This is a genomic window from Chryseobacterium gleum, from assembly GCF_900636535.1.
GTDB classification, from domain to species: Bacteria; Bacteroidota; Bacteroidia; order Flavobacteriales; family Weeksellaceae; genus Chryseobacterium; species Chryseobacterium gleum.
In genome coordinates, this window is the sequence record NZ_LR134289.1 from 2,331,569 (window position 1) to 2,352,285 (window position 20,717).

18 protein-coding genes and 1 pseudogene are annotated in these 20,717 nt (G+C 33.8%); 16 read left to right on the plus strand and 3 right to left on the minus strand.

Annotated features, from left to right (window positions below):
- Positions 1-6 precede the first annotated feature (6 nt).
- From EL165_RS10635 to EL165_RS10710, 16 genes and pseudogenes are all read left to right on the plus strand, one after another.
- Positions 7-3,067 (plus strand): annotated as a pseudogene (locus EL165_RS10635) (TraG family conjugative transposon ATPase).
- The gene (locus tag EL165_RS10640; RefSeq protein WP_027383743.1) at positions 3,054-3,713 is read left to right on the plus strand and encodes a hypothetical protein; all 660 of its coding nucleotides are present in this window, start codon (positions 3,054-3,056) and stop codon (positions 3,711-3,713) included. Before EL165_RS10635 ends, EL165_RS10640 begins: the two are co-directional and overlap by 14 nt.
- Entirely contained in the window at positions 3,710-4,384 is a 675-nt protein-coding gene (locus tag EL165_RS10645; RefSeq protein ID WP_002977317.1) for a hypothetical protein, read from the plus strand. Before EL165_RS10640 ends, EL165_RS10645 begins: the two co-directional genes overlap by 4 nt.
- A gap of 1 nt (position 4,385) precedes the next feature.
- Positions 4,386-5,063, plus strand: a complete 678-nt coding sequence (locus EL165_RS10650) for a hypothetical protein (protein ID WP_050791097.1) — start codon at positions 4,386-4,388, stop codon at positions 5,061-5,063.
- An 11-nt stretch (positions 5,064-5,074) separates the two neighbouring features.
- A complete protein-coding gene (locus EL165_RS10655; protein WP_002977315.1) occupies positions 5,075-5,884 on the plus strand; it encodes a hypothetical protein in 810 nt (269 codons plus the stop codon).
- 11 nt (positions 5,885-5,895) lie between these two features.
- Positions 5,896-7,068: a TraJ family protein gene (locus EL165_RS10660; protein WP_002977314.1), complete on the plus strand. Its 1,173-nt coding sequence runs from the start codon at positions 5,896-5,898 to the stop codon at positions 7,066-7,068.
- A 2-nt stretch (positions 7,069-7,070) separates the two neighbouring features.
- Positions 7,071-7,685, plus strand: a complete 615-nt coding sequence (gene traK / locus EL165_RS10665; protein WP_002977313.1) for a conjugative transposon protein TraK — start codon at positions 7,071-7,073, stop codon at positions 7,683-7,685.
- On the plus strand, positions 7,685-8,065 hold the full coding sequence (locus EL165_RS10670) for a hypothetical protein (protein WP_002977312.1): 381 nt from the start codon (positions 7,685-7,687) through the stop codon (positions 8,063-8,065). The genes traK and EL165_RS10670 overlap by 1 nt, the downstream gene beginning before the upstream one ends.
- Positions 8,062-9,321 carry a conjugative transposon protein TraM gene (gene traM / locus EL165_RS10675; protein WP_002977311.1) on the plus strand — a complete coding sequence of 420 codons (1,260 nt, stop codon included), beginning with the start codon at positions 8,062-8,064 and terminating at the stop codon, positions 9,319-9,321. The genes EL165_RS10670 and traM overlap by 4 nt, the downstream gene beginning before the upstream one ends.
- 3 nt (positions 9,322-9,324) lie before the next feature.
- Positions 9,325-10,215, plus strand: a complete 891-nt coding sequence (gene traN, locus EL165_RS10680; protein ID WP_002977310.1) for a conjugative transposon protein TraN — start codon at positions 9,325-9,327, stop codon at positions 10,213-10,215.
- A gap of 80 nt (positions 10,216-10,295) precedes the next feature.
- The gene (locus EL165_RS10685) at positions 10,296-12,278 is read left to right on the plus strand and encodes a type IV secretion system DNA-binding domain-containing protein (protein ID WP_002977309.1); all 1,983 of its coding nucleotides are present in this window, start codon (positions 10,296-10,298) and stop codon (positions 12,276-12,278) included.
- A gap of 26 nt (positions 12,279-12,304) precedes the next feature.
- On the plus strand, positions 12,305-12,976 hold the full coding sequence (locus EL165_RS26490; protein WP_126358621.1) for a M23 family metallopeptidase: 672 nt from the start codon (positions 12,305-12,307) through the stop codon (positions 12,974-12,976).
- Positions 12,937-13,119 carry a M23 family metallopeptidase gene (locus tag EL165_RS26645; protein ID WP_164720333.1) on the plus strand — a complete coding sequence of 61 codons (183 nt, stop codon included), beginning with the start codon at positions 12,937-12,939 and terminating at the stop codon, positions 13,117-13,119. Before EL165_RS26490 ends, EL165_RS26645 begins: the two co-directional genes overlap by 40 nt.
- The gene (locus EL165_RS10700; protein ID WP_002977307.1) at positions 13,106-14,287 is read left to right on the plus strand and encodes a hypothetical protein; all 1,182 of its coding nucleotides are present in this window, start codon (positions 13,106-13,108) and stop codon (positions 14,285-14,287) included. Before EL165_RS26645 ends, EL165_RS10700 begins: the two co-directional genes overlap by 14 nt.
- A gap of 648 nt (positions 14,288-14,935) precedes the next feature.
- Positions 14,936-16,300, plus strand: a complete 1,365-nt coding sequence (locus EL165_RS10705; RefSeq protein ID WP_050791093.1) for a hypothetical protein — start codon at positions 14,936-14,938, stop codon at positions 16,298-16,300.
- A 5-nt stretch (positions 16,301-16,305) separates the two neighbouring features.
- Positions 16,306-16,986 (plus strand): hypothetical protein, encoded by a 681-nt coding sequence (locus EL165_RS10710; protein WP_002977304.1) that lies wholly within the window; start codon positions 16,306-16,308, stop codon positions 16,984-16,986.
- A gap of 654 nt (positions 16,987-17,640) precedes the next feature.
- Here the strand turns inward: EL165_RS10710 and EL165_RS10715 are convergent.
- From EL165_RS10715 to EL165_RS10725, 3 genes are all read right to left on the minus strand, one after another.
- Complete coding sequence (locus EL165_RS10715) at positions 17,641-19,044, minus strand: hypothetical protein (protein WP_002977303.1); 1,404 nt, start codon at positions 19,042-19,044, stop codon at positions 17,641-17,643.
- Positions 19,045-19,477: 433 nt separating this feature from the next.
- Positions 19,478-19,924, minus strand: a complete 447-nt coding sequence (locus EL165_RS10720; RefSeq protein ID WP_002977302.1) for a hypothetical protein — start codon at positions 19,922-19,924, stop codon at positions 19,478-19,480.
- Between the two features lie 109 nt (positions 19,925-20,033).
- On the minus strand, positions 20,034-20,510 hold the full coding sequence (locus EL165_RS10725) for a hypothetical protein (RefSeq protein ID WP_002977301.1): 477 nt from the start codon (positions 20,508-20,510) through the stop codon (positions 20,034-20,036).
- Between the last annotated feature and the right edge of the window lie 207 nt (positions 20,511-20,717).

The window sequence follows — 20,717 nt, forward strand, 5'->3', positions numbered from 1 at the left end:
CACACAATGAAAAAGAAAAGCTTTAGTCTGCCATTTATTGGCTACGACTACGGTTCAGAATTTAATGTTAATTATGATGTTCTTATCGGTGAATTTGGAAACCCGATCATTGCCATCCAAATTAAAAATATTGTCACACAGTATTCGGCAGACCGTGCCTTGTATCTGAAGTATCATTCAATACTACTTAATATTATCAGTATTATTGGAGAAGGATATATCGTTCAGAAGCTGGACATTTTCGATAAAAAGATCTACCAGGCGGAAGCACATGAAGAATATTTACAGCAAAAATATTCAGAACATTTTGCGGGAAGAATTTACAAAACAATCGATAGCATTCTGGTATTTACCCACAGGATCGATCAAAGCAAAAAGAAAAACCAGTACAAATATTCAGATAAAAAGTATAAGGAATTGCGAGACAAAGCAGAAAAAATCTTTATGCTTCTGAAGGAAAATGATTTTGAGCCCCATTTTTTCTTTGAAAAGAATTTTGAGTATTACATCTCCTCTATTCTTTCCATGAACTTTGGCAGATCAACAAAAGCTTTTGACAATATAAGGTCACTTGACAGTAATCTCCAGATTGGTAATTCCTATGTGAAGACCATTTCTTTAGTAGATGTTGAAAATATTGAACTGCCCAATGAAATTTACCCTTACACAACGTTGGGTGGAAACGGAGCTATCAAAGATACCGCAGTTGACAATTTTTCTTTTATTAATGACCTGGAACTGTACAATACCATTATTTACAACCAAATTATTGTCATTCCTGATCAGACGGAAAGAGTTAAATTTTTAGCCAATAAAAAAAATCGTCACGAAGGATTTCAGAATGAACCTTTGAATAGGATCTGCGCCGAAGAAATAGGTATTTTGCTGGATAATATTGCTAAGGACGGTCAGCTTATTGTTGACGCACATTACAGTCTTGTCACCAGCTGCCCAACTATTGAGGATTTGGAAAAAATCCAGTCGATGATTGAGAACCAGCTCTTTCAAAAAGGAGTAATTTCCAGTAAAAATTCTTTCAATCAATTGGAGTTGTTTCGAGCATCACTACCGGGGAATGCCAATGAACTAAAAGAATACGATTTGTTTACCACAACGAGTGAAGCCTCGCTGTGCTTTTTTTTTTAAAGAGAGCTACCCCGTAGATGAACCATCCAGTTTTTACCTGAGATTTACGGACAGACAGGGAGTTCCGTTAAAGGTCGACACCGCTGATCTGCCAATGCAGATCGGCAGAATCAATAATCGAAACAAATTTGTTCTTGGACCGTCAGGAAGCGGAAAATCTTTTTTGATGAATAATATCATTGAACAATATTTAGCCTACAATTATGATGTTGTAATTGTGGACACCGGAGACAGTTACAGCGGGACGGCAAAATATAAGAATGGGAAGTATATTCAGTACACCGAAGAGAAGCCAATCACAATGAACCCCTTTGTAGTCAGCCAATCGGAATTTAATATTGAGAAAATTGAGTTTCTAGGAAATCTTATTTTTCTGATATGGCAGGGTGCAGATTCATCGATGACCACCACACAAAAATCCATTATTGATAATCTGCTCTTAGCGTATTACCATCAGTTTTTCAAAGGTGGTACCAATTGGTATCAGCAAAAGACCTCGCGTGAGCTGATTCTATACCTAAGTAAATACAACATCTACGAAGATGATCTTTATAATGAATTTGAGAGCCAATACAGTGAAAATGAAAATTACTATCAAATTTTAGGAATACCAATGGATGCTGAAAGCTCGGACATTAAAAAGGCGTTTCGAAAATTGGCGGTACAGTATCATCCTGATAAAAATCTTGATAAAGCTGATTTTGATGATTCCATATTCGACAAAATACACGAGGCTTACGAAACATTGGTCAATACCGAAAAAAGAAAGACTTACGATGAAAGCCAACTGATCCTTTCAAATACTAAAATAATTGAAAGACCCAAAATCAACAGTGCGGAGTGGGAAAATGCCTTCAGAAAATCACTCATCAAAAAACTGGTAGAGCTTGAAGAAATGCTAGACGTGGAAGAACTTTCTTTCAACACTTTTTATGAGTATTCTGAAAAATTTCTTCCTATTTATCTTTCCAATAAAAAGTTCAAAATTTCTGAAGCTGAATTCAACCTGAGAACATTCCTTTATGTATTGGCTGATTTTTACAAAGGAGGTAGGTATGGAACGACTTTAAATGAAGATGCAGACAACTCATTATTTTATGAGCCCTTTATCGTCTTTGAGATTGATAATGTTAAAGATAATCCTAAGCTGTTTCCTATTGTAACCCTCATTATTATGGATACGTTTATCCAGAAAATGCGTCTGAGAAAAGATAGGCGAAAAGCACTCATTATTGAAGAAGCCTGGAAGGCAATTGCGAGTAAACTAATGGGAAGTTATATTTTATACCTGTATAAAACAGTCAGAAAATTCTGGGGTGAAGCCGTTGTTGTTACACAGGAGCTGGATGATATTATCGGGAATGCTGTCGTAAAAGACAGTATTATTAATAATTCGGATACCTTCATACTTCTCGATCAGACAAAATTCATCGATAATTTTGATAAGATTGCAAAATTGCTCTCACTTAATGAGGTTGAGCAGAGTAAGATTTTCACCATTAATAATCTAAATAATAAAAGCGGTAGAAGCCGGTTCAAAGAATTTTATCTTAAACGGGGCAGCAAAGGTGAAGTATATGGTAATGAAGTTTCACTACAGCAATATTTGACTTATACTACTGAAAAACCTGAAAAATCTGCACTCGAATACTATGTTAATGAATATCGAAACTATCAGGATGCATTGGAGCAGTTTGTTCTAGATATTGATCATCTGAAAGACGGTCTACCAAACTTGGTATCATTGGTAAATATTTACCAAAAACCTATTGACAACGGGTTAATCGAATACTATCATTCATTCAAAAAGCAAAACCCTAGTAAAGATTTCTTCAAAAGTATCAAACGGCTACTTATAGATCAAGATATAACGCTAAAGGAATTTATTAAAAGCAAAAATCAGACTTATGAAAAAATATAGCATCATACTCATGGTCTTTATCATGAGTTTTTATAAAACACAAACTCCCTATATAGATGTACTGACAGCTCCTGCTATGATTTTATATGCCAATCAAATTAAAAGCGAGCAGGAGAAAACAGTCGACGAGATGAATAAACTGCAGCAGGCGCAGGCGGTTGTCTCAACTCAGATGGTTCTGGCCAACGATCTGCAGAATAAATTGTACAAAGGATTAAAAGAGGTAAATGGTACTTTGAAAAACGGCATTCAAGTTCAGAATATTTACAACAACCTTAGCAAAATAATCACGAATGTTGATGGGATATATAACGAAGTGCAGGATGCACCGGAGTACAGCATATTTGCGACAAAATCAATACAGCTGGTAACTAACAAAGCGACCGACATTTATACTGATGTTGCTGATCTGCTGACAAGTGGTGAGCTGAATCTTGCAACTTCAGGAGATCGGAAAAGGCTTCTGTACAATATTGAAAATAACACCCGTCTGCTGAATGTCTATTTGATCAACGTAAAGATGACGATAAGGAGAGCCAAAAGAAAAGGATTCTGGAAATCTATCAATCCATTTCAGACGTATGTCAATACTGACAGGCATATTTTTCAGCAAATATTGAACAACGCAGGAACATTGGGACTATGAAAACTTTATCAAAAACTAAAGTCTGTTTCCTGATTCTGATTTTTTCAAATATACTTAAAGGTCAGCTTACTGGAGGGAATTATATCTGCTACTACCTTATTAACTCTGAAATTCAAAAAACAATGGATGAAAATGAGAAGCAGAAAGAAATGAGAAATAAGCAGCTGACCAATTTAAGTCTGGAATCAGCCAATAAGGAACAATGGAGCAAATACAGGGATGTGACTGAAAAAATTCGTGGAAGGCTTAACAACCTTTCGTTTGCAGTTCAGGCTATTCCGACATCGGTGAACATCGTCAGAGAAATTGATAAGATTTATGAGATACAGTCGAAAATTTATACTGAATTATCTGATGCCCCAATCTGGATTCCTGTCGCACTCAATGGTCAGTATGAGTTTATAAATAGTCTGCAGTTGTATATCAGGCTGATGGCAGGTATAGTTTTATCGTATGGGACGATAAACGAAATGGAAAAGGCCGAACGTAAAATTCTTCTGGATTTTGCTCAAAGTGAAATCAAGACTCTTCGGCAGCAGTCCTACTCTACCCTTCAGAAAATCATCAATGTCAAGAGAAAAATAAAACTGCGTAATAACCTGCTTCAAAATTGGGTGAACAGGGACAAGAAAATCATTCAGGATATCATTAACAATGCAAATCTTTATTAAAATGAAAACATTTCTAATTGTATTTTTTCTGCTTTTACTGAATAATGCAAAGTCACAAACCTATTATCAGCTCTATTATAATTTAGAACTGCAGGCTCAGGTAACGGCCAACCAGGCTGCAAGAGTAGCTTCTGAAAAGCTTTACCAAAATTCTTACGAGAAACAAAGAAAAGCTTACGATGATATCAAGGAAAAGGCTGTGCAGGTTGTGGTCATAAAAAATCACATATATAATCAGCTTCGTAATGTCAATTCAGCACTGAAGCAGGGAAAACAGCTTGAAGCCATATACTATGATTTTACCAAACTTATTGGAAACATGGAGAAAATGCTGGAGCTTTCAGCTCAAAAACCTCAGTATGCCGTATTGATTATGAATTATTATTCTAAGCTTTATCTGCATGCGATGAACTCATATGAAAATATAAGCGAATCGGTTCTCAATGAAGAAAATGATTTTCTTATGGACAGCTACGATCGGCAGAAAATTCTTTCAAAAATACAGCATGAGATAAAAATTATGAATGGCTGGACAGTTCACATTATCAATTACCTGAGGAATGCTGAAAAAAAACCATACTTCCGTCATATTGGTGTTTTCAACAGCTGGTATATACGGGACAAAGGTTTAATCCAAAATATTATTAATAATTATAACCAGAATTTAAACGGTTGGTAAAATTATAATCTATGAAAAACATACTATTAATACTATCATTTCTTCCCCTTTTATCTTTCGTAAAGGGACAGACCATAAAAAGAGTTAAGGACAAACACATTGTAGGTCAGGAGAAAAGGCAGGTCTTTTATCAATGGGGAGACTGGCAGCCTGAACCAAAATACTTTTTGGGCATACAGACTAATTATGCCTATGCCATGGTATGGGGCTGGCTGGCTCCAAGTCGAAACCGTGATTACAAAGGCGGAAATGACATCAGACCTTTAGGACTGGCGGGATTGCAAAACCAAAGATATGCAACAACCTTGGTACAGCAGGACAAAACAAGCGATATTCAGGAAGAAGCAAAGACAACATATGAAGAAAACCTGAAAGAATTCTATCATTATTCCAGTGCGACCTCAGGGGCTGATCCTCTTTATCTGCTTTATTATAAAGATGTACTGAACAGTCTGGATAATTTTGACACCGGATCTTCGGCATTATCTCAGTGGGGATTTACTTCTTCGAAAGCCTGGGAACGATTCAATAATTACGGCATCATCGGAGAATGCAGGCGAAAGATCAACGTCATTCAGGACAAATACAAATTTGCTAAAAGTGCAGATATGCCGAGAGGCAAAAGGATTCTTGCCTACCATGACTGCCTTATCGAATGGCGAAAAATGAAAAAATACCTAGCGTACTTAAACCAGCAGGGAGAGAACAGGTTTAGAGCCGAAGTTAAACTTGAAAGTTACAAAACAAAAAATCCCGGAAAGATTACAAAAGAACGGAGAGATGCAGAGATATTCATGGATGTAATGACGGGGCATTTATAGTTAAAAAAATTATGAAACGAAAAAAGATTTTAAAAAGCATTATGAAAATAATGCTTTTATTCATTCCGTGCTTTGCATTCTCACAGGATACACACAGTGATGAATATTACCAGAAAGCAATGGATTTTCTGCAGGGTGAGGGCGTATTGGAAGGCTGGTTTACTGAAAAGTTCCTACCGCTTTACGACAGCTTTATGACCGCAGAATATGGACAATTTATATTATTTGGACAGGCTGTAGCGGGTTTAGGCGCACTACTCTATCTGGGGAATATAGGATGGCAGATGATAGGCGGAGATCGTGAATGGGAAATAGTACCGATGCTAAAACCCTTCGCCATTGGACTGGTTATTGTGAATTGGGTATCATTTGTCGGTATTCTCCGTACTCCTCTAATCAAGCTTCAGGACGTCTCAGAGAGCAGCTTTGTTGAGAGTCAGCAGGAATTGAATTCTTTAAGATGGGTACGTTTTAAAAAACAGCAGCAGGTTGTAGACAGAATTGTTGAAGAGCAAGCTAAAGCACAAGCTGAAATCCAACAACAGGAAGCCGGAGACCAATCTTTAATAGAAGAAGGACTGGATATGGTTGGAGATGGATTAACAAGTCTTATGAGTCCTGTCTATGAACTTTATCTCAGATTACAGGTTGGTTTACAATTAGCCATATCGAGCGCGCTGGAATTGATTGGGTTATGGATACTTCGAATATGTGTCTATGGGATATTTTTTATCCAGCTGATATTTTCGACCATCTTAATTATTATCGGTCCTATACCGGTTGGGTTATCAGTTTTTCCTGCGTTTTCAAGTTTTCTTTCTCAATGGGTTTCCAGATTCATCAATGTCAATCTTTACGGATTTGTGGCATTTATTATTTTAAAAATCGGAACCCTCCTTCAGCTATTTGCCTTTGAGGCAGAAATTGAGAGATATGATCAGATTATCAATACAGACGGCAGTATAAAGAACATGGATTTGCTGCTTACCTATTCTAGCAGTGGGATCATGTCATTTGGATTGGTCATCGTCTGTTTTTTAATTACAGCCGTAGGAATATTATGTGTTCCTACCCTGGCCAATTATATCATTCCGTCGGGCGGTGGTAATACAGGAGCCATGAGTAAGATGAAAAAAGCAGGAATGGCAATAGCCACTAAAGGAGTTTCATTATTAAAAGGATAATTATGGCAGTTGTAAAAAACATTGAAAAAAAAATCAAGATCAATAAAGTAACTTCCATTGGCTGCATAATTTTATCAGTCATCGTCGTTATTGCAGGATTTGTTTTCTCATATAAACAGATAAAAGATGCAAGAAAATCCATCTATATTTTAGATAACGGGGTTCCTGTTTTAGTCAAGCAGACCGATTTGCTCCTAAACAGACCTGTTGAATATAAAGCTCAAGTCGATATGTTTCATTCTTTATTTTTCACACTTTCAGCAGATGACGATTATATAAAATCTCAGACACGAAAAGCATTGTATCTGATCGATGACAGTGGTATGAAGGAGTATATGAATCTGAAGGAAAAGGGATTTTACAACCAGATCATTTCTTCCAATAGTGTGATGACTATAAAAGCAGACAGCATTAAACTCGATGAGCAGAACTTAAAATTTATTTACTATGGCAAACAGACCATTAACCGAAAGACGCAGCTTATCGTCAGAAAATTGATCACTGAAGGTTTTTTGCAAGATCTTCCCCGATCTCCCAATAATCCTCATGGTGTTCTGATCGAAAAATGGAAAACATTAGATAACTCGGACATTTCCGTAAAAGAAAAATTTAGATAATGGAACAGCAAAATAAAATCATCAGTAAAAATCCATCAACCATATGGAAAAGTGTGGAACAATTTGCAGAACGTCAGCCGAAGAGAACATTTTATCTCATGTTTGGATTGATTTTTTTGTCCACCCTATTCTCAATTGGAAGCTTGATTTACATACAAAAAGTTTCCATTCCTGAATACGAAACGATGAAAAAGCAAAATGTCCTAAAGGATGCTGCTACCTCATTCAACTCGCCGTTTACAGAGACAGAAAAAATTCTGGGTATAAGAGAAGCGCTGAAAGAACTTGATTACTATCGGAAAAAAAAGATATTGAGTTCTTCCGATAGTTCGAGAATTAAATATCTCCTCGATAAATACAATATAAATAATTCAAGATGAAAAAACTCAATTTAAAACAACCTAAATATGTTCTTCCCCTCATCGCCCTGCCATTCGTTTTAATGATAGGGTATTTTTATGTTCAATTCACGGAAAACTCAGGAAAAGACAAAAATAAACTGGCTGAGAGTAAAGACATTTCCACCGATTTCGGAAAAGTTGGAGAACGCTCTGAAATTAAAGGAAAGGCCGACGCTTATGCTGATTTCTTTGATAAAAGAACCGATGGAAGAACCATGATTGACGGTTTCGGTGATGAGCATGAAAGTCTTGAAAAATTTGATGATGATCTTTCAGAGCGACAGAAAAGGCATATTGACAGTATGAATTATGTCAGAGAAAAAGAACGTCTGAATAATCTTTCCCGACAGGCCAATCGACAGTCCTACTATAACGCGATGGATGCTAAACAGTCGAAAGAACGTGAGGATGATCAGTACGACAGAAGTATGAAAATGTTAAAAATGCTCAATGGTGACAATAACGGGGTAAACAATTCAGGAAAAGCTGATACTCGGAGTGCTGAAAATTCCGACTGGAAAAAGGATCAGATGACCTTGATGAGAGAGCAGATGATGTTAATGGATAGTATCGAAAAAGCAAACAACCCTGAACTTAAAAATCAAGCCAAAGCCATTGAGAAAATGAAGAAAAATGAGAAAGAGATGGATTTTTTTCTCAATTCTACATTGGATGTAACAAAAGCCTCGAAAAGCACAGAATTCAATTCGATCTTCAGACAACGTGAAAATAACTTTATCAAAGCTGTGATCGACGAAAACATTAAGGGCTTTGCAGGAAGCAGAATAAGGATTCGCCTACTCGAAGATGTATACGTCGGAAATGCAAAAATATCGAAAGGTACTCCCCTTTACGCATTGATCAGTGGATTTTCACTGCAAAGGGTGAACCTTAACATCGTATCGGTAATGCATCAGAACGAGATTCTTCCTATCAGTCTCAATATCTATGATGTTGATGGCATGGAAGGATTGTATGTCCCAAGTTCGGCATTCCGTGAAATGACAAGATCTATGGGAGAAAACATTGTGCAAGGTCAAAATCTTTCCAGTGGTAGCGCTGATTTTTTTACCACGACGCTTAGCTCAGTATATCAATCCACCTCAAAAACAATATCGGACGTAATACGGAAAAACAAGGCAAAAATTAAATACAATTCTTTCGTTTACCTCATTGACAACAAAGAACTTGAAAAAAAGAAAAAGAACATTTATAAGAAAAACACCAATCCATAATCTATGAAAAATTTCATTATTATCCTTATGCTGATGCTTGTTTCTACGGAGACATCCGCTCAGAATACAGTACTATCGAGAGTATATAAAAATAATCTTCCCGAAATCTATATTACAGGTAATGTCAATCTTCATTTCAGGAGCCCCCAGCCTATTCAGTTTGTTGATTTAAGTACGAAACACCTTATAGGCGATCTTCCTACAGAAAATGTTGTAAGAATTAAAATACAACAGTTTGAAGAGGAAAGCCATTCCGCTACCGACAGTATTAGAATAAAAGAGGAAACTCCGATTTATTATTATGATAATCAGGAATTAGGAATTGTTACCATTGTCGGACAATCCTTTATGGCTCAGTACAAGCTGATCTATAAAGTTGACAGCAGTGCGACTATAATGACCAACATTGAAATTTTACCTGAAGACATGCAGGCTCTTGAATATCCGGATTACCAGATGTCCAGTGCCGAACTCAGAAAATATTCGGTGGAGATTATCAGAAAAAAAGAAGCAAATAAAATACGTAGAAACAGAGATTTGGGAATCGAATCGCAGCTTAATAATGTATACGCTTTTGGTGATTATGTATTTCTAGATATTAGTTTTAAAAACAATACAAATCTCATCTATGATATTGACAAACTTAAGTTTTCTATCGATGATAAAAAGGTTTACAAAGCCACGAATGTTCAGTCTATTGAGATAGAGCCTGTATTCCGTCTGTATGACTTAAAGACATTTAAAAAGTCTTACAGAAATATTTTCGTTTTTAAGAAATTCACTTATCCGAATAACAAGGTTCTAAACATCAGGCTGATCGAAAATCAAATCAGCGGCAGAACAATTAATCTGGAGATTAAATACTCAGATATTTTACAGGCTGACACTTTTTAATATTCATTTACATCTAAAGTATAGCAGACAGCTGGGAACTCCTGGCTGTCTGCTTTTTATATAATTCAATTTGAGAAACAATGCAGGAAAGTAAAGAACAACAAAAAATCTACGGATTCTTTCAGAAAGCAGTCTATATGCTGGTTTTGATTGAATGCAGCATTATCTTTTTTGGAGGTACTCAGATTCCGATACTTCCAAAGCTATTGAAATCATTTGCGAAAATGCCATTTCTATTTCCTCCGTACCATGCCAAACTTGCTGAACTTCTGTTAATCATACTAATTGCAATTGGTACAAAGCCAAAAAAAAATCAAGATATTAATATTACAAAATCAATCCTTTTACCAATAGTCGTTGGATTACTGATGATGTTTGGTTCATTGGCATTTATAGATGATACATTTAGAAAAGACATCCCGCAGTTTACTCCCTATTTTAATATCTATCAGGCTGTTTACGCATTACTTTCATTCGTAGGTGTTTTAATAACCCTTTTAGGTGCTGACAACATCAGCAAGATTATGAAAATCAAGCTTGGTAAAGACCGCTGGAACATTGAAGAAGAATCATTCGATCAAAACAAGGAATTAATTACGAATGACTTTTCAATCAACATCCCTTACTTATTTTATTATAACAAACGGATGAATCACGGATGGATTAATATCAATCCATTCAGAGGTACACTTGTAATAGGAACGCCCGGTAGTGGTAAATCTTTTGGAATTATTAATCCGGCGATCAGGCAATTGATTGGCAAAGGATTTTGTCTCTGTATTTATGATTATAAATTTCCAGATTTGGGAAAGATAGCGTACTATCATTATCAATTGAAAAGGCAACATGACGAGAGCTATAAGCACGAGTTTGCGGTAATTAATCTTAATGAAGTTGAAAGATCAAAAAGAGTCAATCCTTTAAGAAAAGAATATCTCGCTACATTAGCAGAAGCTCAGGAAATGGCGGAAGCAATGGTGTCTTCACTTCAAAAAGGTGGTGGGTCAGGAGGTGGAAGTGATCAGTTTTTCACCCAGTCAGCCATCAATTTTCTAGCATCATGCATCGCTTTTCTTGCAAAATATGAAGAGGGCAGATTTTCGACCTTACCGCATCTGCTTTCATTTATGAACCGTGGTTACGAGGAAATTTTCAATACTCTTTTCACCAATATAGAGCTGCATTCTCTATTATCAACTTTTAAATCGGCTTTTGATAACAGGGCTTTCGACCAGCTGGAAGGACAGATCGGAACACTTAAGATATTTCTATCCAGATTGGCAACGAAGGAAAGTTTCTGGGTATTTTCAGGTGATGATGTCAAACTTAAAATTTCTGACAGAAAAAACCCTACAATCATTGTCTTAGCGTCTGATCCCAATACACAGGATATTAATTCTGCATTATATTCTACCATATTAAATAGACTATTAAAACAGATTAATTCCAAAGGCAATTTACCAAGCGGAATTATTGCCGACGAGCTGCCGACTATTTATATACATAAGATAGATAATTTAATTGCTACTGCAAGAAGCAATAAAGTAGCTGTACTCCTTGGACTGCAGGAAATTCCCCAGTTCCGCCAATTTTATAAAAAAGAAGTTGCAGACACGATTACAGCAATCATCGGAAATATTCTCAGTGGCAGTGCTCGAGATAAAAGTACACTGGATTGGCTTGAAAAAGTATTTGGCAAAGTAAAACAAAAAAGCCAGTCTATGTCAATCAATAATAATCAAACGACCATTTCAATTCAGGAAAAGATGGATAACCTCATTCCTGCCGGTAAAATAGCAGGATTAAAAACGGGAGAAATGGTGGGTATTATCGCAGGTGATGAAAATAATCAAACTGAAGAATATAAAACTTCGGCCATACACGGCAGAATCAATCTTGATATGAAAAGTATCGAGGATGAGGAAGCTAACTATATTGAAATGCCCGTGTATTATAACTTTAAAGACAAGTCAGGAAAAAATGATAAAGAGAAAATCCTGATGTCGAACTTTCTACGAATCAACAGAGAAGTAGAGTTGATCATTAAGGACTTCAATCCGTAACTCTAACAACATAAAATTTAAAAAAAATGAAAAAAACAGTAATACTGATGCATTTGTTAATTTTTTCAAATTTCCTACCTCAATTTAATACGGCTTCCTATAAAGGAAAACTCAATACTATTCGATTGAACTCCTCTTTACAAAATCAATTCACCACCAGCTTTTTGTCTTACCATATTGCAGGGAAGTTGAATAAAAAATATTTTGAGAAGAGTAAAGATTCATTGAATAATGCAGCAAATGAAACTGAGCAAACAACTACTCCACAAGCCAATTCAATTAAAAAAGATGATGATATTCAAGCGACGTCGGAAGACGATTCATTGTCAGAGAATCATCCATCCGAAAAAAAATACAGAAATAAAAAACTTTCATTATTAGAATACGAAAAATACCCAACTGAAGAACTACAGATTATTTATATGCCTTTAGAAAAAATGAAGATCACCTCGAATTTCGGGCATCGCTTTCATCCCATCGATAAAATTGAAAAATTTCATGCCGGTGTTGACCTGCGGGCTAACAGCGATTATGTATTTGCAGTATTGGATGGAATCATTAGTGATACAGGTTACAGTAATGGTGCAGGAAATTACATCAAAGTACAGCACGGCGATTTTGAGACCATATATCTGCATCTGCAAAAAACTTTTTTTCATTGGGCGACTTCGTCTATGCCGGTGATATTATCGCTATAAGTGGTAATAGCGGGAAAAGCACTGCACCGCATCTGCATTTTTCAGTGAAAGAAAGAGGAAAATATATAGATCCGGTTCATTTCTTAAATGACTTAATAAAAACAAACAACGCAATTTCAGATTACAATTATGGAAAATACTAGCACCTTACTTACAGATGAACTTAGAAAGTTCGGAATCATGAATCAGCAGGATCATTTTTCCGAGAAACTCTCAAAAAAAGAAATTGATGATTTTCTTAAAGGAGGAATTCTCATTGCCGAAAATGATAAAAACAGGCTCACTTTTAAAATAAATGACGATAAGCTTGATGTCAATGTTTATAATAAAGATATAGTCAATCACAAAGACCTTTCAACTGCCGAACTTTTTGAAATTTCTTCAAGCAATAGAAATCTTTACAAAGTGATGGCTGACTATGGAAACATCACTCATATTGGAACAGGGTACTTTAATAAGAACCCGGAAAACGAAATGACCACATTTGTTGAAATAGAAAACGAAAGGGGAAAAACAATCTTTTTCGGAAACAAGCTTGAAGATAGTCTTAAAGATTTTAAAGTTGGAGATAAAATTCAGATTATTCAGACCGGTGTTGAAAAAACGGTTCTTAAAATAGATGATGCTGATGAAAAGGAACTCGCAAAATTTGATAATGTTTTTATAATAAACCCGTTCAAAGAAAAAAATAAGCAGTTCCAGTCCAGGATTTTTGAATTGGATAAAAAAGACAATACGATAAAAGATGTGGATACAACAAAATACGAGCTCAAAAATGTTAACGGTCACAATATCTCAGAAAAACAGCTTCAGCAATTACGAAAAGGTAAAGAGCTTAAGTTAGATGATGAAACCACCATACAGATAAGTCCGGCATCAAAAAATGAGGCTAAATTGAGCGCAAGTTCAAAATCACTCCTGATACTATCCCTTGCGACGGATGGCGGTCTTAGTTTCTTGATCATAAAAGGCATTCAGAAGCTTGCTAGAATGCAGGAAGAAAATCAACTACAAAAAGAAAGTATAAGATATCAGGTCGAGCTTCAAAAACTAAAAGCACACCTGAAATCGAAATCAGAGCAATATCCTGATAATAAAAATATCATAACTGACCTTAATATTGTCAGCAAAGAAATCTCTGCTTCTCAATCCTCTTTAAATGAAAATACTAATAAGGAAAAAGAAAAGAGCAATATTAATCTTCAGGTTAACGATCCAGATATGTATCAAGATGCTAATCAAAAGAAAGAGGAAGAGAAACGAGATGCAGAAGAAGCATCAAGGTCAACATCTCATTCCAGAGGACGGTAATAATGATAATTATCATGCTCCTAAGCTTAGAAACGCTAAAGATATTTCAGGGAAAAATCAGTGAAAATGGAAATCTCTACTTTTTAGGATTCAGAAAGAATAGCTGGACTATTATTTACAGAGATGGCTCATCACTAGAGACAAAGTCTTTTTACCAGATTATAAATCATTTTGGTGATTTGATCATCCATAATATATACTGTTTCAGATACATTTTGGAAGCAATGCTTTTTTTACAAAATAAACATTGTGATTATCTAAGGAATTCGCTAATTATCATTACCGCGTCAAAAAATAAAAAAGAAATAAAATCCTTTTTATTTAGACGATACATTCAGAAAAATCTTGTCGTACCAAAGATTCATTTATTTCATTCACTGCGAAATTTTGAATTAACTGTACTCTATCTTGAACTTTTAGATAAAGGAGTTGTCTCTGAAACCATTCAGCTAAAAGGTCAAAATTATCTAAAGATAAAGTATAAATCAATTCAGATTATACTTGATACAGAACAGCAGACGAAAAGTAAAATTTTGTTTCTGTTAGGTATAAATGATAAGATCTTTAAAATTCGCAATTATGATCTATCACATTTAATGAGTGATAGAAATCTCTATTGGTAACCTCACATCCAAATATATAGCAATAATGAAAAGCGATGACGCATTAAAATCAGAAGTTGAGATTATATCTGAATACTTTAGAAATACAAACAACAGTATTTGGTTAAAAGAAGGGCTCCGTGGTTCAATCTCAAGTGAAATTGACAGCTATAACTCTCTTATAGAAAATCTTCAAAACAAGAGAAAAATGTTTTCCGGAATTGATCTAACTATTTCACCTTTTAATTCCTCAGGAGCAGACTTCAAAATAATTATAAAAAATGACAGCGAAAGACTGCAGCTACTCTCGGGATTGCTAAATTTTCGATCCAAGCAAATAAATGATTTAGATAACAAATTACATAACAATCATAATATTAACAACATGGAAAATAATGTATTTCAATCCAAAAAAGCCGATTTAGAAGTAAAAATCGAACTGCCCAATCAAGAGAAACCGTTTTTTGAAAAAATGTCCACTCCTAATAATTTGGTTAATATGCTGCAAAAAGCGGGGCAGAAATTAAATCCAAATGAGACACTACGCGTTAATTTGAACGGTACTTCATTAGTGCTCACCAAAGAACAAACCGAGAAGCCAGAAATTCTTCAAAACCTGGAAACAGAATACAATAAAGTTAACAGGCTAAAAAACGGGCATCCTGAAGAAAATAGAAATCTACAAGATTTAAAAGATCAGATCAAGTATTTAGGTTTTGGCGAAGAACAAAAAGTTCATACGGAACTGGCTGATAATTTAGCTTCAGATAAAAAAGAATTTATCATCAATATTTCTTCAGATAAAGCATCTTTCAAAAACAATGAAATCAATTTTGAGCTGAAATTTCAAAAATCTGAAAAAAATGAAAACTTCTACTTAAACTCTTTCCTTGCAAATCTTAAGAACAATGAGAAGGATGTCAACTTAAACCATACATTTTCCGCTAATGGAAACTTTACGGCTAAAGAAGCGATCAATCTTTTAGAAGGCAGATCTGTTAAAACGGAGATTTATAATAAACATTTGGATGCAAAAGAGGATGCTTTTGTAAAGCTACAATTGAATGAAGAAAAGAATGAAAAAGGAAATTTCAAGCTTCAGGTTTTTAATAAAAACTACGGAATTGACATTGAAAAGATCATTGATAAAGCAAAACTTCATTTTGATAACGATAAGCACAGAGAAATTACCACCAAATCACTTGAAAAAGGCAATATTGTTTCGGTAAAATTTTCAGATCTGAAAAATAATATAGTCGAAGGAAAAGCAATTCTCAACCCCCAATACAAGATGCTGAATCTGTATGATAATAAGATGAAAAGATTCAACTCTAATGAGCAGGCCTTTCAAAAGGATAATTCGGAAACTAATGAGGTAAAGAATCAGCAGAGCCATTCCCGAAAAATTTAATATCTATGAGAGTTTTTGCTTTATTATTCTTTTGTTTATTTCTAGTTTCTTGTAATAAGGGAAAAAAAATTCAAAGTAAAAGAGGTGGAATTGATATAGTCACGAATATTTATTACAGTGCTTCAAAAGGTCTTGAAGAGCACCAACAGATCATTTTGTCCAAAATGAACTACCAGGATAAGGACTTAATAGAATTAGTCCCCAATATTCAAATTCCAGAAATAATTGACAGTGTATATTATATCCGTGATTCATTATATTTCAGCATTGGAAATACTTTACAGTCAAAATCTTTGATTTTTAAAGATCAAAAATTTGAAAATGGTAGAAATGTCAAAAATAAAAGGTACGGAGCAATGTGGATTGACTTACCTATATCCAACTATCAGCAACGGAAAAATCTAAATGACACTGTACTTTATGGAAAAAAACACTTTAAAAGATTCCAAATTATAAGTAGAGAGACCTACAGTATTTTCTATCTAAATAAAACCGATACTATTCTACCCTATTCTCTTAATCCGCTTGCTGACAAGGACTATGGAGGACGGCTTGAAAGAATTGACAGCTATGATAAAAAAAGAGATTTATTCACAACAATCGTATTGCTGCCTAGGAAACGATGGGATAAAGAAGCTGCGGATATTTTTGAATATAATCATCAAACAAATATTGATTCCAAATAAAAAATCCCAAGCCAAATTGGCTTGGGATTTTTTATTTGATTGAAGTACGTTTTTTTGAAAGTTTAATCAACACTTGATCTGAATCTTTAATTTCAATTAATTGCTCTTCTATAAATAAAAACACATTTTTATCCAAAATAAAAATATCAAAAACAGTGTATCGCTGTTTTGAAAAAAATTTCCCCGTCAAAATAATGCAATTATTATACTTGACTGGAGGAGAAAGCTTAAGAGTAACTTTAGATTTGTTTGTCTTAGCGTAGAAGACAATAAATTTTCTTTTTTCGCTGTACTCAAGAACAAAATAATGTTTGTTATTTAGAACTTTTAGTGAAGTTAAGTAAAATAGGTTTTGAGCATCAATTTCGATCTCTTTTTTTTGATCATGACTATAAATTACGTTATTAAATATTTAAAAAATCAAATAATTTAGTGATAAATATTGCTTCGACAATACAAAGAAAAAGTTTTAAACAAAAAAATCCCCAAGAAGATGGGGATAAAAACTAATAACCATGAAAACTCAAATTAAACTTGAGAATCGCGGCAAAGGTATAAAATATCAGATGATACTTTGTCTCAGGACAATACAATGGCTCTATCCAATCAATTCTAATTATCAATGGAAGCTCCCACTAAATATTTAAAAGCTCACTAATTATATTGATTACCTTCTAAATTTTCTATATCATCTTCCCAGTGAGGTCTATTAAAGCCACTTACTGAATCAGCCAAAAGCAAATCATTTTTTAGAACAGGATAATGGCTTTGTTTATAAAAACAGGTAGTTTCAGCCCAATCAAAATTATTACTGGAAGCAAGCAGCTGAATACTATTACAATGTATCGCTCGGATATCTTTTTCTTTATAATCAAATCCCTGTATTATTTCCTCCGACTTCAAAAATCTTTTTCTTTCTACATATGGTCCGTCCAAATTTTCATAGCCGATATGAATAATTCCTGGACCATCAAGTGGTATTTGATCTACTGCTTTTACAAGAAGTCGTTTTACGTCCTTTGCTTTCATATTTATAGAATGTTCGGAGACACTTGTCCATTTAAGAATACTTATACTTCCTACTTTGTCAATGTAAAGATTTAGAATATCAAAATTTTTATCCTTACCCAATTTATATAGTTCATCGTGGTTAAATACGGTCACATAATTACCCCCACTTTCATATTTTCCAATGCAAACCTCAATTAATTCCGGTGAATTGTTTCTAATATCTCTTTCTTTTAATTCTCTATTTATAGAAGCCAAGTTCAACGGTCTAAATGAAATTTCAATTTCAGAAGTTTGAATTTGTGCTCTTTTATCTCCACTATGAATTTTAAGATATTCATTAAAACAATCAACTAAAATATTTTCGCCTGTCTCTGAAACTGGAACCTTAAAAATAATATCAATGGAATACGACAATTTATATTCTTGCAAAATGGCAGTCAATCGTAAAGATCTGTTTTGCCATTCTGACCTTTCGCTTTCAGAATAATCCGGAACTTTCTGCATTCTTTTACATTCAACCCAATATTGTTGTCCATCTTTTCTAATCTGCAAGTCCGGAGATTTATAATAAGTGCTTTCAGGTATAAAGGATACTTTCCATCCATTTTTACAATATAAATTTGCAACTGCCAGTTCAAAAAAAATGGTATCAGGGTGATTCTTTTTTTCGTTCAATAATTCCTCAATCTTTTTCTCTATCCCATCAATCTCAAGAAGTGTTGAAAGATTCTTCCCTATCATCGAAAAAAACGGAAATATACGAGCGGATTGTAGAGCGTCACCAGATAAAGGTCTTTCAAAGATACTTTCTACCAGATACATATACCATGCAATCCAGTCATCATAAAAAGCAATTGGCATGACGAGTTTGCCATCTTTACTTTCCGCTTTTTTAAATCCATACTGAATAGCTTCAACCTCACGAAAATATGATACAACTTTGTCTCGTCTTTTCAACCATCTTTCATCTCCCATTCTCGACACAAAAAAATTCAATGCTTTTTTTGCATCTATCGCCCAAGGTTCTTTTATGTAAATATTCACCATTTTAAGTAATTACTATTTTATATCTAATATACTTTAAATTTGAAAATGATTGAGATCATTCTGAATGAGCATTTAAAATATGATTAATTGAGTATTTTAAGTTAAAATTTCAACGAGTTCCGAGTTAGTAATAATCCTTTTGAAAAAAGGCAAGATACTCTTTTGTAGGCTCATTTTATATAAATGGACGTCCAAAAGGACATCTTGCACCACAAAAAAAACAAATTATTTTTACAATATCATCTTCAAAAGCCATTTTTTAAAAGTTGAAATCAACATTTGCAATAATGTGTAAACCTACAATTGAACAATTATATAAATATATATTGACAGTATTATTGAATTATATAAACATATAATTCAACAATTCAATAAATACATACTACCGTATTTATACAATTATATATTTAAATTGATGTAGAAATATAGAATGTTATAATTCAACAGAAAAAAATTCCAAAGGAGTTTTGCTGACAAAAGAAACAAGAAATTCAAAAAAAGCGGAAATAGAATAGCTTGAAGAATCAGATTTTTCATTGATGTAATAAGTGTGCATCAATTCATAATAAAGATCAGAATATTTTAGTGGAAGTAGAAAATTGATACTTTCCAATATTCTTTCTTCTTTTGTATTTTCAATCTTAGTTCCTCTCTTTTTATAAAAAACAAGATACTGCTCATTAGGAGCGGTAACCTTATGATATTTTTGCTGAAAACTCTTTTGAACATTCAGTAATGTGACACATAAATAATGTCTATAGGAAAATAGGGATAACAGGTCGTTATCCTTGTAATAAGTAAAACTGCAAATCTTAAAATTGTCCACTAAAGACTTATCGGTTTTTACCAATAAGTTTTTGGTTGCTTTTTTTGCGCACATAGAATGCTTATTTATTAGCCAACTTGCCGATTCAACGACAACAAATTATTACAAATGTAAAACTAAAACCGAAAAATATAAATCATATTTTTACGGCTTTACAAATTATTTAAAGCACAATAGACAATTTTATTTTGTCTTTTTTAAGTTTCTGAACCATTTCAACAGCTTTCTGTCGTTGGAAAACATAATATGCCAACTCTTTTGAAGGGCTGAAAAGGGGTAATTTTCCATTATAAATTCTTATAAACTTGGAATAATACAATCCTTCGTCAGAGGTAAAAATATATATTTTCCTGTGAGAAGCATAATTAATCCAGTCCGCTAATTTATCTTTCAAAATAGCCGGGTCATTTTTAAGTTTAATGGTAAATGATTCATTTCCTTCAAAAGAATCATCTTTAAAAATAAGATTAAAATTACTGACATAGCAGCTTAAAACAATATTGTTTTCAGTTACCATTAAGGGATTATTGATATCTCCCAGTAAATCAATGGTAACATCATTTGCTTTAAAGAACTGTTTTATTAGAAAATTCCTTCTTGCAATGTCCGTAAATAAATTGTGATTTGTACTCTCTTCCATTTCATTGTTATCAGAATTAAACAAATATACTATTTTTTACCTATTAAACCAATTTAAAATATTTTACCTATTATTTCAAAAATATTTTTATATTTACATATTCTTATTAATCAGAATTAATAATGAAAAGAATAATAAAATTTGTGGTGTACGGAGCAATAGCGTTTTACATATTTCTGTTTGCGTTTATAGGTAATACCACTGACA

Coding starts and splice junctions, on each gene's coding strand:
- EL165_RS10685 (WP_002977309.1), top strand. CDS start 10,296: ATGCAGGAAAGTAAAGAACAACAAAAAATCTACGGATTCTTTCAGAAA.
- EL165_RS10700 (WP_002977307.1), top strand. CDS start 13,106: ATGGAAAATACTAGCACCTTACTTACAGATGAACTTAGAAAGTTCGGA.
- traM (WP_002977311.1), top strand. CDS start 8,062: ATGAAAAAACTCAATTTAAAACAACCTAAATATGTTCTTCCCCTCATC.
- EL165_RS10710 (WP_002977304.1), top strand. CDS start 16,306: ATGAGAGTTTTTGCTTTATTATTCTTTTGTTTATTTCTAGTTTCTTGT.
- EL165_RS10645 (WP_002977317.1), top strand. CDS start 3,710: ATGAAAACTTTATCAAAAACTAAAGTCTGTTTCCTGATTCTGATTTTT.
- EL165_RS10640 (WP_027383743.1), top strand. CDS start 3,054: ATGAAAAAATATAGCATCATACTCATGGTCTTTATCATGAGTTTTTAT.
- traN (WP_002977310.1), top strand. CDS start 9,325: ATGAAAAATTTCATTATTATCCTTATGCTGATGCTTGTTTCTACGGAG.
- EL165_RS10670 (WP_002977312.1), top strand. CDS start 7,685: ATGGAACAGCAAAATAAAATCATCAGTAAAAATCCATCAACCATATGG.
- EL165_RS26490 (WP_126358621.1), top strand. CDS start 12,305: ATGAAAAAAACAGTAATACTGATGCATTTGTTAATTTTTTCAAATTTC.
- EL165_RS10655 (WP_002977315.1), top strand. CDS start 5,075: ATGAAAAACATACTATTAATACTATCATTTCTTCCCCTTTTATCTTTC.
- traK (WP_002977313.1), top strand. CDS start 7,071: ATGGCAGTTGTAAAAAACATTGAAAAAAAAATCAAGATCAATAAAGTA.
- EL165_RS10650 (WP_050791097.1), top strand. CDS start 4,386: ATGAAAACATTTCTAATTGTATTTTTTCTGCTTTTACTGAATAATGCA.
- EL165_RS10725 (WP_002977301.1), bottom strand. CDS start 20,510: ATGGAAGAGAGTACAAATCACAATTTATTTACGGACATTGCAAGAAGG.
- EL165_RS10660 (WP_002977314.1), top strand. CDS start 5,896: ATGAAACGAAAAAAGATTTTAAAAAGCATTATGAAAATAATGCTTTTA.
- EL165_RS10720 (WP_002977302.1), bottom strand. CDS start 19,924: ATGTGCGCAAAAAAAGCAACCAAAAACTTATTGGTAAAAACCGATAAG.
- EL165_RS10705 (WP_050791093.1), top strand. CDS start 14,936: ATGAAAAGCGATGACGCATTAAAATCAGAAGTTGAGATTATATCTGAA.
- EL165_RS10715 (WP_002977303.1), bottom strand. CDS start 19,044: ATGGTGAATATTTACATAAAAGAACCTTGGGCGATAGATGCAAAAAAA.